This is a genomic window from Lentzea indica (assembly GCF_012184385.1).
GTDB classification, from domain to species: domain Bacteria; phylum Actinomycetota; class Actinomycetes; order Mycobacteriales; family Pseudonocardiaceae; genus Lentzea; species Lentzea indica.
Genome location: NZ_VSRL01000074.1, coordinates 1 through 12,504, shown reverse-complemented (window position 1 = coordinate 12,504; position 12,504 = coordinate 1). Strand labels below are relative to the sequence as shown.

At 67.9% G+C, this 12,504-nt stretch carries 10 protein-coding genes and 2 pseudogenes; 6 read left to right on the top strand and 6 right to left on the bottom strand.

Annotated features, from left to right (window positions below; all coding sequences use genetic code 11):
• Window positions 1-96: 96 nt before the first annotated feature.
• Window positions 97-882, bottom strand: coding sequence for an SGNH/GDSL hydrolase family protein (locus tag FXN61_RS21235; RefSeq protein WP_167975803.1), 786 nt, complete (start codon window positions 880-882; stop codon window positions 97-99).
• Window positions 883-1,046: 164 nt separating this feature from the next.
• On the opposite strand from FXN61_RS21235, the gene FXN61_RS21230 reads away from it, so the two are divergent.
• Window positions 1,047-1,619 carry an SACE_7040 family transcriptional regulator gene (locus tag FXN61_RS21230; protein WP_167975802.1) on the top strand — a complete coding sequence of 191 codons (573 nt, stop codon included), beginning with the start codon at window positions 1,047-1,049 and terminating at the stop codon, window positions 1,617-1,619.
• Between the two features lie 41 nt (window positions 1,620-1,660).
• Window positions 1,661-2,122: pseudogene (locus tag FXN61_RS52405) on the top strand (hypothetical protein); the annotation flags it as partial.
• Window positions 2,123-3,467: 1,345 nt separating this feature from the next.
• Here the strand turns inward: FXN61_RS52405 and FXN61_RS52400 are convergent.
• The 4 genes and pseudogenes from FXN61_RS52400 to FXN61_RS52395 form a co-directional block, all read right to left on the bottom strand.
• On the bottom strand, window positions 3,468-4,490 hold the full coding sequence (locus FXN61_RS52400) for an acyltransferase family protein (protein ID WP_246291823.1): 1,023 nt from the start codon (window positions 4,488-4,490) through the stop codon (window positions 3,468-3,470).
• A complete protein-coding gene (locus FXN61_RS21220; protein WP_167975800.1) occupies window positions 4,487-5,191 on the bottom strand; it encodes an alpha/beta hydrolase in 705 nt (234 codons plus the stop codon). The genes FXN61_RS52400 and FXN61_RS21220 overlap by 4 nt, the downstream gene beginning before the upstream one ends.
• Window positions 5,192-5,253: 62 nt before the next feature.
• Window positions 5,254-5,906: pseudogene (locus FXN61_RS21215) on the bottom strand (response regulator).
• The gene (locus tag FXN61_RS52395) at window positions 5,903-7,021 is read right to left on the bottom strand and encodes a sensor histidine kinase (RefSeq protein WP_167975799.1); all 1,119 of its coding nucleotides are present in this window, start codon (window positions 7,019-7,021) and stop codon (window positions 5,903-5,905) included. The pseudogene FXN61_RS21215 and the gene FXN61_RS52395 overlap by 4 nt, the downstream one beginning before the upstream one ends.
• A gap of 120 nt (window positions 7,022-7,141) precedes the next feature.
• On the opposite strand from FXN61_RS52395, the gene FXN61_RS21205 reads away from it, so the two are divergent.
• Window positions 7,142-7,648: a hypothetical protein gene (locus FXN61_RS21205; RefSeq protein ID WP_167975798.1), complete on the top strand. Its 507-nt coding sequence runs from the start codon at window positions 7,142-7,144 to the stop codon at window positions 7,646-7,648.
• On the opposite strand, the gene FXN61_RS21200 is transcribed toward FXN61_RS21205, so the two are convergent.
• Window positions 7,620-8,732: an erythromycin esterase family protein gene (locus FXN61_RS21200; protein ID WP_281360568.1), complete on the bottom strand. Its 1,113-nt coding sequence runs from the start codon at window positions 8,730-8,732 to the stop codon at window positions 7,620-7,622. The two genes, FXN61_RS21205 and FXN61_RS21200, sit on opposite strands and share 29 nt — an antisense overlap.
• Before the next feature lie 79 nt (window positions 8,733-8,811).
• On the opposite strand from FXN61_RS21200, the gene FXN61_RS21195 reads away from it, so the two are divergent.
• The 3 genes from FXN61_RS21195 to FXN61_RS21185 all read left to right on the top strand — a co-directional run bounded on the left by FXN61_RS21195 (window position 8,812) and on the right by FXN61_RS21185 (window position 11,903).
• Window positions 8,812-9,528: a TioE family transcriptional regulator gene (locus FXN61_RS21195; RefSeq protein ID WP_312877893.1), complete on the top strand. Its 717-nt coding sequence runs from the start codon at window positions 8,812-8,814 to the stop codon at window positions 9,526-9,528.
• A gap of 10 nt (window positions 9,529-9,538) precedes the next feature.
• On the top strand, window positions 9,539-10,546 hold the full coding sequence (locus FXN61_RS21190; RefSeq protein WP_167975795.1) for a Gfo/Idh/MocA family protein: 1,008 nt from the start codon (window positions 9,539-9,541) through the stop codon (window positions 10,544-10,546).
• A gap of 196 nt (window positions 10,547-10,742) precedes the next feature.
• The gene (locus FXN61_RS21185; protein WP_167975794.1) at window positions 10,743-11,903 is read left to right on the top strand and encodes a serine hydrolase domain-containing protein; all 1,161 of its coding nucleotides are present in this window, start codon (window positions 10,743-10,745) and stop codon (window positions 11,901-11,903) included.
• Window positions 11,904-12,504 lie beyond the last annotated feature (601 nt).

The following is a 12,504-nucleotide window of genomic DNA, read 5'->3' as shown; positions in this document are numbered from 1 at the left end:
AGCGCCCGCTAACCAGACGGTCCACAGGAACGGCTCGAGAGTGACCGGATCGCAGGTCAAGGCCCCTTTCAGGCACTCTCACGTTCCGGAATCAACCTAGCCGATGACCGACCGCAGAGCGGGCAGGTAACCGCTCTGGTGGCCGGCCCGGTTCGGGTGGTACGACTCCTCGACGGGCCAGCTCAGGCTGTTCAGCCACCAGCTGGACGAGCAGATCTCGTGCCCGGTGAACGCCCCGCGCACGTCGATGTAGCTGAACCCGGCGGCGGCCGCCCTCGCGCCGATGACGTTGTGCAGCGCGTCGGAACCGGAGTTGATCGCGGCGCGCTTGGTGTCGCTCAGCCCGACGTTGCACGTGCCCGGCACCTTGTAGATGCGCGGGTAGCCGAGCACGACCACGCGCGCCGACGGGGACTTCGCCTTGACCGTGCCGTAGACGTTGTTCAGCAAACCGGGAAGCGTGTTCGCGATGTAGGTCTTCGACTGGTTCACCCGGTTGGTGCAGTCCTGGTCCGAGCCGAAGGTGCACGTGGTGATCACGTCCGTGAAGCCGGCGTCGTTGCCGCCGACCTGCACGGTGACCAGGTTCGTGCTCGTCGTGAGCACTGCCGCCTGGCTGATCACGTCACCTGTTCGAGCTCCCGAACAGGCAACTGACTTGAAGGTCGCGGGTGCTGCCGCCGCCGCCCACAGCGCCGGATAGGCGAGCGGACCGCGCTTGCAACTGCCGCTGGAACCGTCATAACTGCCGGTCCCGAGCCCGGAGGCGTACGAGTCGCCGAGCGCGACGTAGTTGACGGGGGCTGCACTGGCGGGGTTGGCCAGCGCGATGACGGCCGCAGCGGCGGTGACCACTGAGGCGATGAAGTGAGCAGGACGCATCGAAGACTCCCGAAGGGGCCGCAGGGATGTGATGCATTGCACGCCAATGGTTACCTACGCGTAAGACCCGTGTGAAGTATTGGTCAAGAGTCAACAATCAGGGCTTGCACCTGCGGAAATTCCACCCATCGGACGACTAGGTAAACGCCTGCTAACCTCCCGTTGTGGCCGAGAAACCCTCACGTCGGGACCAGATCCTCAACGCCGCGGCCGAGCTCTTCGCCCGGCACGGCTTCCACGGCGTGGGCATCGACGACATCGGAGCGGCCGTCGGGATCTCCGGCCCCGCGCTCTACCGGCACTTCCGCAGCAAGGACGCGATGCTCGGCGAGATGCTGACGTCGATCTCCGAACGGCTGCTGGACGGCGGCCAGGCGCGCGTGGACGCGGCGTCGAGCGCTTCGGAAGCGCTGCAGGAACTGGTCGGCTGGCACGTCGACTTCGCGCTGGACGACCCGGCGCTGATCACCGTGCAGATGCGCAACCTCGCCAACCTCACCGATCCGGACCGCCGGCGCGTGCGGGCGTTACAGCGACGCTACGTCGAGGTGTGGGTGGAGACGATCAGGCGGACGGTGCCGGACTTCGACGAGCCGACCGCGCGGGCGGCGGCGCACGCGGTCTTCGGGTTGATCAACTCGACCCCTCACAGCGCGCACCTCGACCGCGACCAGATGGCCGCTTTGCTGTCTCGGATGGCACTCGCATCGCTCACTCCGGCCGTCGTGACCTCGTGAACTGGCGATCAGCCGAGACCCTTCCGTAACCTGGCGCGACAATGGGTGCGCGCAAACTCCTCCTCCGACTCCCGGCCTGGTTCCGGTTCACGGTGATCACGCTCGCGGTGTTCGTGTGCGGAGTGATCGCCTCACGCCCGGCGAGCGGCGACAACGGGGTGCCGCCCAGCGGTGAAGTGATCGCCGCGGCCAACGCCGTCAAGGCGTTCGTGGCGCCGTCGGCGACCCACGACCCGCACGTCAACCTGCCGTCGGACTTCGCGCAGCAGTCGGGACGCCATCCCAAGACCGTGACGGCGCCGGACGGGACGTTGCGGGTGGTCGACGCCTCCGGCGGCTGCTCGGGGCCGGCCGGTGACACCGAGTGGGACTTCAGCGTCGGGTGCCGCGCGCACGATCTCGGCTACGACCTGCTGCGCTACGCCGAGGCCAAGGGGCATCCGCTCGGCCAGGACGCGCGCAAGGCGCTGGACGACCGGCTCGCGACCGATCTGCACGCGCAGTGCCGGCTGAACCCCCGCGGCGCCGAGACGCGCTGTCACGCGGTCGCCGAGACCTACGCGCTGGGGCTGAAGTTCAACTCGTGGCGGCAGCGGTGGGGGCCGCCGGGCCACGAGCCTGTGGTGGCGTGGGCGTTCGGCAGTGCGATCGTGGCCTTTCTCTTACTTGCACGCCTGCACGGCCGTCGCCGAGAGGAACCGCGTTCGATCGCCGCGCCCGTTCAGCAGGACCGGTACGCGACGTTCCTGCGGCTCTTCAGCCTGACACTGCTGGTGCTCGGCGAGACCGTTGCGACGCTTGCTCACCTGCGCGGCTTCGGCACGCCGTGGTTGTGGGCGTTGCAGGCGGTGCCGTTGTTCTTCTTCGCGGGCGGGCACGCGAACCTGCGCAGCTGGCAGGCGCACGAGGGCGGCTTCGGGTGCTGGGTGTCCAGCCGGACGTCGTGGCTGCTGCGGCCGGTGCTCGCGTTCGTGCTGCTGTGGGTGGTGTTGTTCGCGGCGTTGAACCTGATGGACGTGAAGGTCGACGCGTACAGCAGGTTGATCACGCATCCGTTGTGGTTCCTCGGGGTCTACCTGCTCGCGGTGGCCGCGACACCGGCCGCCGCGTGGCTGCACGAGCACTTCCGCCGCACCACGCCGTTCGTGCTGATGCTGGTGACGCTGGGCGTCGAGGTCGCGCGCACGTCGACGGACTGGAAGACCGGCGGGTACGTGAACCTGATCGTCGGCGCGCTGCTGATGCAGCAGATCGGGTTCTTCTACGCGGACGGCACGTTGCAACGGGTGCCGCGCCGCGTGCTGGCGGCACTGGGTGCGATCACGTTGCCCGCCTTGGTGTTCTTCAGCGACTACCCGCGCTCGATGATGGTGCTCGGCGTGGCGCAGGTGTGTCTGGCGCTCCTGGCTCGCGGGCGGGTCACCACGTGGCTGGAGGGCCGGTCCTGGCACGTCGTGAACTTCGCGCGCCGCGCGCCGATGACGGTGTACCTGGCTTACCTGGCCGGCGTCGGCGCTCTGGTCGGGTTGCTCGGGCTGGCGCAGGCACCGATCTGGATGGTCTTCCTGCTGGTGCCGTTCATCCTGCTGTTCCACCGGTTCGAGGCCAGGATGGTCGGGTTCCCGCGCCTGTCGCACGAGTCGCACCGGACCAGGCTCGCGACCGGTATGGGCGTGGTGTTCGGGACGCTGGGCGTGCTCGGGTTCGTGGTGAGCGGGTTCCTCGGCGAAGGGCTGCTGGTGCTGTTGCCGGTGGACCCGCTGCAGAACGTCATCCACCTCCTGCTCGGGTGGTACCTGATCCACACAGCCCGCACCGGCAGCTGCGACACCCGGTTGCCGTGGCTGCTCACGGCGCTGGCGTGCGTTCCGCCGATGCTGGCGCTGGATCCGGCTCCCGCGGTGGTGGTGCTGCACGCCGCGGCGATCGGCCTCGCAGTGCTCGCAGCCATCCCCAGGTCACGACCGCGCACACCGGCAGCCACAGCAGTCGCTGCCACACCCAGCCCGGATGATCTGGTGGCTGCTGCAGTCCCGGCAGCGGGCCCCACGCGCTGAGCGCCAGCGTCACGGTGATCAGCGCGCTCTGGTGCGCCAGGAAGATCCCCAGCGCTCGCTTGTTCAGCCACTGCGCGGGTTTCGTCGTGCCGAGCCTGGTCAGCACCGGCGCGATGGTGAGCACCAGGCCGATCTGGGCGAAGGCCAGCGCCAGCGTCGCGTAGTTCGGCGGGTTCAGGTTCGAGACGGCCGCGCCGGGGATGCCGACGGCCGACGTCGGGTAACCGCCGAACTGCGTTAGCAACGCGTACCCGATGACGCCGATCACGAGCAACGGCGGTCCGGGAATCTTCCTGCGCGCCAACGAGTAACCGAGCTGCCAGGCCGCCCACCACACCGCGTACGGGACCACCAGCACCAGCACGATCGGGACGAGCACACCCCACGAGTACTCGTCCAGCTTGCGCACCAACGGTTTCAAGGCGAGCAGGACCAGGTAGACGCCGAGGAACCACAGTGGCGTCGTGACCAGGAAACCGATGTTGAAGGCGGTGCCCTGGTCGACACCGCGCATCGACAGTCCGAAGAGGACGGCCGCCCAGGAGCCGAGCATCAGCAGCGTCGGTACGGCGAGCTGTTTCAGCCTGGTGAGGAACGGAGTCTGCGAGTGGGCGGCAGCGTAGCCGCCGACGAAGAAGAACAGGCCAAGCGTCTGCAGCACCCAGCTCACCGGTGTCAGCTCGGGCAAGTGCTTGAGCGGGCTGTCGATGTACATGCCGGTGGGTGTGTCCACCAGCGAGGTGACGAGCCAGTGGCCGAGCACGACCGTGACGACGGCGATCGCGCGAACGGCGTCGATGAACGGGTTTCTCAAGGCTTCTCCCCCGAAGCAATCCGGACGAGCGCAGTCAGTGTCGCGCTACCCGGTTCGTAGTAGGTGTCGTGCTTGCCGCCTTCGAACCGCAGCACGGTGGCACCGAAGTCGTCGTTCGCCGGATCGGTGCCGTGGCCGAGGTCGCCGAGCCGGACGTTGGGCACGAACCGCATCCAGTCACCGCTGGACCGGATCGCCCAGACCTTCGCCTTCGTCTCCAGCTCCGCAACGGACTTCGCCCGCACGCCAGGGCTTCCGGTGAACACGATGTCGTCCACATCCAGCTCGTGCGCCGCCAACGAGACGACAACCGAGCCGTAACTGTGCCCGAAGACGTGGATGCGGGCGTTGGTGTGCAAGGCGCGCACGAACTCGACGAGCTCAGCCGCGGCCGTTCTGGCCAGCCCACCGGTGGCGGCGTCCACACCAAGTCCCTGCGGCGTCCGGTACCCGAGCCAGGCGACCACCGCCAGATCGTCGCGATGAGCCTGCTCGAACAGGTTGGCCGCCATCTTCCCGATGGTGCGGTCGAACCTGTCGACGTCCACATCGGACCCCGGCACGACGACCACGACGTCACGTGCGGTGGCGAGATCGCCGACGATCGCGACCCGGCGGGCGACGTCGGTGCGCCACTCGGCGATCGACGGCGCGACCGCGGGAACAGCGATCAGCAGGAGGAACAGAACGGCTCGGCGCATGAACCGAAACTAGGAAGGCGACAGACCCCGAATCGTCCCTCTGACGTGCTGTTCTTCCGCTCCTACCCCGGTACTACGAGCCCGCTCTCGTACGCCGCGATGACGGCCTGGGCGCGGTCGCGGAGCCCGAGCTTGGTGAGCACGCGGCTCACGTGCGTCTTGACCGTCTGCTCGGCGAGCACGAGGTGCGCGGCGATCTCGGTGTTCGACAGGCCCTGCGCGACCAGCACGAGGATCTCGGTCTCGCGTTCGGTGAGGACGTTCAGCTGGGCCGGCCGGACGCGGTCGGTGCGACGGGCCTTCACGAAGTCCTCGATCAGGCGCTTGGTGATGGACGGCGCCAGCAAGGCCTCCCCCGCGGCCACCACGCGGACGGCGTTGAGCAGCTCGCGGGCGGTGCGTGCTTGAGCAGGAACCCGCTCGCACCGGCCTGCAGTGCCTCGTAGACGTAGTCGTCGAGGTCGAACGTGGTCAGCACGAGGACCTTGGTCTCGACCGAACCGTTCAGCAACAGCCTGGTGGCGGTGAGACCGTCCATCTCGGGCATGCGGACGTCCATCAGCACGACGTCCGGTTTGACGCTGCGCGCGAGTGCGACGCCCTCGACGCCGTTGCCCGCCGCGCCGATCACCTCGATGTCCTCCTGCGCGTTGAGCAGCGCGGAGAAGCCCTCGCGGACCATTTCCTGGTCGTCGACCACGACCACCCTGATCACTTGTCCCCCAACGGAATTCTCGCCCGCACCATGAAGCCGCCGTCCTCGGTCGACTTCACGGTCAGCGTGCCACCGTGCACCGCCACGCGTTCACGCATGCCCACCAGGCCCTGCCCGCTGCCACCGCCCATCGACGGCCCTCCGGCGGTGTTGATCACCAGCACGTCGAGCCGGCCCTCGTTCTTGTGCACGTGGACGGACGCCTTCGAGCCGGGCGCGTGCCTGGTCGCGTTCGTCAGCGCCTCCTGCACGATCCGGTACGCGGTGAGGCCCACCGCCTCCGGCACGTCGTCCACGTCGACCTCAGCCTCGTCGCCGGGCCTGGTCAGTTCCGGGATGCGGCTGATCCCGGGCTGCGGTTCCCGTTCCAGCTCCTGGCCGTTCGTCCTGAGCACGCCGAGCAGGCGTTGCATGTCGGTGATGGCTTCCCTGGCCGCCTGGCCGAGTTCCGCGAACTCGCGCGCGGCCTCCTCGTTCAGTCCCTTGAGGCGGTAAGGCGCGGTCTCGCACCTCACGACCACCATCGACATGTGGTGCGCCACGACGTCGTGCATCTCGCGCGCGATGCGGGCACGTTCCTCCAGAGCGGCCTTGGCGTCGCGCTCTTCTTCGAGTTCGCGTTCCGCCCTGCCGCGCGCACCGAACAGATAGACGACCGCTGCGATGGCGGGCACGAAGAACGCCACCGAGTCGTCCACCGGTTCAACGAACGGAACCAGTGCCGTGCTGATCAACGTGACCGTGATGACGATCGGGCGCGAGTAGAAGGCCGCGACCGCGACCAGGAGCGGCACCGTGGTCCAGTACTGGAAGTCGCTCGAACCGTCCCCTTCGACGAGAAGGCCGACGAAGTAGAACCCGGCCGCCGCCAGTCGCCAGGCGTAGAGCGGAGACCAGATCAGCAGCACGTACGGCCCGAGCGTGACCAGGAAGATCACGACCCACCAGCCGTCCGAGTCCTCTTGGCGCACGTACGTGACGCTGCCGACGATCGCCCAGACGAAGGCGTAGATGATCAGAGCGGCGCAGACGAGCAGGCTCCATCGACCGAGTGCTTTGACGAGCACTCGGGTTCGATCAGGACCGAGGATCGTTCGGTAGAGCGTGCGGAACACCACCCGATGCTAGGTGGATTCGCGGATTCCCACATTGACCTGCGGAGTGACATACCCCGGTAGCACTCTGATCAAGATGGGGCATTGCGAATGCGTGACACCGCGCGGTAGGCAGTACCTGTGAGACCACCACAGGATCCAGATCGCTGGTCACGGCTGACGGCCGTGGCCGGTGAGGCGCTGGCTGCCGCCAGGGCCGGTGAGGACGCTGTGGCGGTCGACCTCGTGACCGGCTACCTCAGCGGGTCTCCCGAGGGCAACGAGGAGATCCGTGAGCTCGTGCTGCTGCTGTTCGCCGAGTGCAGCAGCATGGTGGGCGCGCTCGGCTCGGGCGGCGCCACACCGGTGAAGATGCAGGTCTTCGACGAGGAGGGCCGCGAGGTCCAGATCGACGACGCGGACCCGCCCGTGCGCACCGCGATCCGCGCGCTGCTGGCCGAGGTGCACGGCGACCAGGACGCGGCCTCGGAGCAGATCGAGATCGCCCTGGCCAACGGGGCACCGCAGGAGCTCGCGACCGTCGTTTTACAAGCCCTGCGATGGACCCTGAAGCTGGCGATCGAGTGCGAGACGCGCGACCTGCCCGTCGCGCCGTGGATCACCGCGTCACTGGACGACCAACCCTGACGTGCAGCAGCGCGTCAGCACCGTCCATCAGGTGCTGATCGAGCGGGAAGTAGCCCATTTCCAGCGTGGTGTCGGTGCGGGTCTTTCCTTCCGGCTTGTCCTTGGTCATGCCCCAGGTGGTGAAACGGCCCTGCAACCGACCTTCCAAGGTGTCTTTGTCCGGTTCACCCAGCCCAAAGGTGTCGTTGCGGCCGAGGGTGCCCGCGATGACCGTGTACTGGTCGCCGAGGACGGGCGCCACGAGCGCGCCCGCGGAGAACCACTCGATGCGCTCGCCGGCCATCTCCATCGAACTGTTGGTGCGTTGCAGGTGGGCGTTGTGCGCGAACACGAACGTCGGTCCACGGCCCGCCTCGGCGCGCCGGATCTCCAGCAGGTTGCGGGCCATCACGCCGTCCCGCATCTGACACAGCCGGTTGAGGCGCACGCCCAACGGGTTCGGCTCCGCGCACTCCCGGTGGTACTGCAGGAGGCTCAAGCCGGCCGTCAGGTGCGTTTCCGCGCGGCTCCAGGCGCCGTCGACGGTCTTGCGCGCGTGCAGCCGCTTGAGCATCCCGGTGCCGATCTCACGCAGCCTGATGGCTTCTTCCGACCGTCCGGGTGACTTGGTGAGATCCAGAACGGCCTCGTCGCGACTCCACTTCTCATCGTCGATGGTCAGGTCGACGTCCTCGCCCAGGTAGTCGCGGGCGTGCTCCAGGTAGGGGCGCGGGCTGGGCGCGCTGGTCGTCTCGGTCTGGAAGTCGAAGCCGTGGAACGCCAGGCGCTCTTGTGGCGCTTTGTCCGCGTTGTACTCGCGCATCCAGGCGACCAGCTCGCGGTTGGCCGGCCACTCCCCGAACGCGTGGGAGAAACCTTCCTTCATGACCGCGTCGAGCTCGCCAGGTCCGCCCTGGACGTAGTCGTCGACCACGAGCCCCCTGATCCGGCAGGTCTCGAGGGCGATCGAGCGGAAGCCCAGGCCCGCCAGCTGCTCGAACAGCTCGTTGCGGATCCAGGTGTGGGCGTGCTCCCGGTGCGTCGGCTCGCCGAACGCCAAGAGCTCGGTGAAGGGACTGATGAACTCACGAATGTCCTGGCTCATGTGCCTAAACCGTAACATTGAAGGCTCCATTGAGACTTTCGCTCAGTTTCCGCTGGAGTTCACCTCTAAAGTCTCAACCGTGCGACCAGCCGACCTCGCCCTTGAGCACGGTATCTCGACTCAGGCCGTGCGCAACTACGAGCAGTCCGGGTTCCTCCCGCCCGCTGAGCGCACGACGTCCGGCTACCGCGTCTACACCGAGGTGCACGCTGCCGCGTTGCGGGCGTTCATCGCGTTGATCCCGGCCTTCGGGCACTCCACCGCCGGCCAGATCATGAACGCGATCCACTCCGGTTCCCTGGACGACGTCCTCCTGACCATCGACCGCGGCCACGAGCAACACCTCCGCGACCGCGAAACCCTCGACTCGGTCAGCCGGGCGGTGCACGACCTCACCGACTTCGAACCGGTCCTGGAGCCACGCACGATCGGCGAGCTCGCCCACCGGCTCGGCGTCACGCCGGCGACGCTGCGCGCGTGGGAGGAGGCCGGCATCCTCAGGCCAGACCGAGAGCCCACCGGCTACCGCGTGTTCCGCGCCGAGGACGTCCGCGACGCCGAGCTGGCCCATCTGCTGCGGCGCGGCGGCTACCCGTTGGCGCGCATAGCTTTGGTGGTACAACAGATCCGCACGGCAGGCGGCACCGACACGTTGGGCGCCGCCTTGACCGACTGGCGCCGCCGCCTCACCGCGCAAGGCTTGGCGATGCTCGCCGCCTCCGCACGACTCAACGAGTACCTGAGCGCGCGGGCACCAGCCGCTCCATCAGCCCGTCCACCAGGTGAGACCGCTTAGGCTGATCGTCATGCGCACAGCTCTGGTCGGCTACGGACTAGGTGGGGCGGCCTTCCACGCCCCGTTCATCGCGGCAACTCCAGGCCTGGAGCTGGCGGCCGTCGTCACGGCAAACCCCCGGCGCCAAGCCGAGGTCGCGGAGCGCTACCCGTCCGCCCGCCTTCTGTCCTCTCTGGACCAGGCCTGGACCGGCGGCTTCGACCTGGTGGTCATCACCACCCCGAACCGCTTCCACGCGACCCACGCCCGCCAGGTCCTGGAACACGGCCTCAACGTGGTGGTGGACAAGCCCTTCGCAGGCTCAGCAGCCGAAGCCCGAGCCCTGGCGTCCATCGCCTCGTCCCGAGGCCTCATGCTCGTCCCGTTCCACAACCGCCGCTGGGACGGCGACTTCCTGACCGTCCAAAAACTCCTTTCCGACCAGACTTTGGGCGCAGTCCACCGCTTCGAGTCACGCTTCGAGCGCTACCGCCCCGAAATCAAGTCCTCCTGGAAGGAATCCGGCGACCCCGCCGACCTGGGCAGCATCCTCTTCGACCTGGGCACCCACCTGGTCGACCAGTCCGTGGCCCTGTTCGGCCGCCCTCTTTCAGTCCACGCCGAGATAGCGACCGTCCGCCCAGGCGCAAAGGCCGACGACGACGTCTTCCTTTCCTTGGCCCACGAGGGCGGCGTCCGCTCCCACCTGTGGATGAGCGCACTGGCCGCCGACCTCGGCCCACGCTTCCGAGTGCTCGGCCACGACGCCGCCTACGTGAAGTACGGAATGGACCCCCAGGAAGAGCGCCTCAAGGCAGGCGAAACCCCTGCGGGCCCCGGCTGGGGTGAAGAACCCGAATCGGACTGGGGCACGCTGGGCGGCAAGCCCCACCGCACGGAGCCCGGCGCCTACCAGGACTTCTACGCCTCGGTAGCGGCGGGCGTGGCCCCGGTGTCTCCTCAGGACGCAGTGACGGGCCTGGAGGTGATCGAGGCGGCCAAGCAGTCAGCCGCAACGGGCGACTCCATCACCCTCTGACCGCTGCCATCGAAGCAGCTCGCCGAGTTCGGGCTGCTTGCCACTCGACGCCTGACAAACAGGCGCTGGCGCCCATGAAGTCGCGCTTGTCGTATCGGGTGGCAACCTGGTCGTACCTGTCGATGGGGCCAGCCCCACGGTTGGTTCTGGGGCTGATTCCATTGCCGCGCATCAGGCCGGGCAACAGGCTTGATCAATGAGAATCGAACCGTCGACAGTCCGGCGCGTCGTGGTGGCCATGGCCGTAGGCGCATCGGTCGTGGCGTTGTCCGCACCGGCCGCCGCCGAGCATGATCCGATCACCGATGTGGCGGCCGTCAGAGCCCAACTCGACCTGATGACCAGCGCCGACCGGATTCCCGGGGCGCTGGCTGAGGTCCGCGATCGACGTGGCAGGTCGGTCACGATCACGTCCGGCACGGCGGAGTTGGGCACGGATCGTGCGATGGTCGATGGCGACGGCCGCTTTCGGATCGCCAGCGTCACCAAGCCGTTCACCGCTGTTGCCGTGCTGCAATTGGTTGCCCGGCACCAGGTTCGGCTCGACGCGCCGGTCGAGACCTACCTGCCTGGGGTGGTGCGGGGCACAGGCGAGGGAAGCGCGATTGACGGCCGCGACATCACTGTGCGCCAACTGCTGCAGCACGCCAGCGGGCTGCCGGACTACGTCAGGTTCGTGAACCTCGACGAGCAGAACCAGCCGGTCGAGGCGGCGGAGCTGGTCCGAATCGCCCTGTCCCACAAGCCGGACTTCGCCCCCGGCCAGGGCTGGAAGTACTCCAACACCGGCTACGTTCTCGCCGGTATGATTGTGGAACAGTTGACGCACAAGGACATCGGCACGGCCGTGACGGAGCTGGTGATCCGCCCCGCGCACCTGCGTGACACGTACTGGCCGCCGGCCGGGGAGCTGCGAATCCGCGGCCCGCACGCTCACAACTACACCGTGGACAAGGCCAATCCGGCCGGACCGCTGGTCGACGTCACCGAGTACGAGCCTTCCTGGGCCGGCGCGTCCGGTGCGATGGTGTCAACGCCGACGGATCTCAACCGGTTCTGGCAGGAGTTGCTAGGTGGACGGCTGCTGCCACGCTGGGCGCTGGCCCAGATGCGAACCGTCGTGCCGGCGCCGGGTCTGGGACAAGGTGTGGAATACGGCCTCGGCCTGATCCGACTGCCTCTGTCGTGCGGCCGCCACATCTGGGCCCACGGGGGCGACCTGGCAGGCGGCGGTGTCGCGAACGTCAGCGGTCAGGACGATTCTGGCCGTGCGGCAACCGTCTACATCACCGCGCTAACCGGCAGCGCGGCCACCGAACACATGCGCCGCACCATGGACGTTGCCCTTTGCTCCTGACCCGCGACGTGCAAGACCGCTCGGATCGGGCAACGTCTTGTGAATCACAACGCCATGCGCATCGACTGAAGATCAAGCAGGGCCGGACAGGCTGTTCAGGTCAGCGTTTCGGAGTGGGCCGCAGGGGGATCTTCGCCGTGTCGAGCTCCGACCACAGGATCCCGGTCGAACGTCGAGGCGGAACGCACTCGATGACTTGAGCGCTTTGCGAGAGCCACCCGCGATGGCAAAGCCGAGCCGCCCCAAGCGAAGGCGCAGCCGAGCCCGCTTTTCACACACAACGCGGGTGGGGTGCCAAACGCAACCCACCTACGCAGCCGCAAGCCGCCAAAAGCAACAGGCGTGCCATCAACCCGCGCGCGGCGCTGGACAGGTCTTTGATCAGATTGGCGGGGTCTGGGGCGGAGCCCCAGGGTTCCGGCAAAGTCGTGTCGGTGCTGGTCAGGGGTGGATTCCGAGGAGTGTGAGTGGTCGGGTGAAGTCTCGGCTGGTGTGGCGGAGGCCGGTGGCGATGCTGGTGTGGCCGGCGAGGCGTAGTGCGTTGATGGCGAGGTTGCGCAGGCTGGCCATGGTGCGGGGTGCGGTGCCGGTGCGCACTCGT

Bases quoted from the DNA above. Each gene is read 5' to 3' on its own strand.
- FXN61_RS21185 (WP_167975794.1), top strand. From the start codon at position 10,743: ATGAGAATCGAACCGTCGACAGTCCGGCGCGTCGTGGTGGCCATGGCC.
- FXN61_RS21235 (WP_167975803.1), bottom strand. From the start codon at position 882: ATGCGTCCTGCTCACTTCATCGCCTCAGTGGTCACCGCCGCTGCGGCC.
- FXN61_RS21190 (WP_167975795.1), top strand. From the start codon at position 9,539: ATGCGCACAGCTCTGGTCGGCTACGGACTAGGTGGGGCGGCCTTCCAC.
- FXN61_RS21200 (WP_281360568.1), bottom strand. From the start codon at position 8,732: ATGAGCCAGGACATTCGTGAGTTCATCAGTCCCTTCACCGAGCTCTTG.
- FXN61_RS21220 (WP_167975800.1), bottom strand. From the start codon at position 5,191: ATGCGCCGAGCCGTTCTGTTCCTCCTGCTGATCGCTGTTCCCGCGGTC.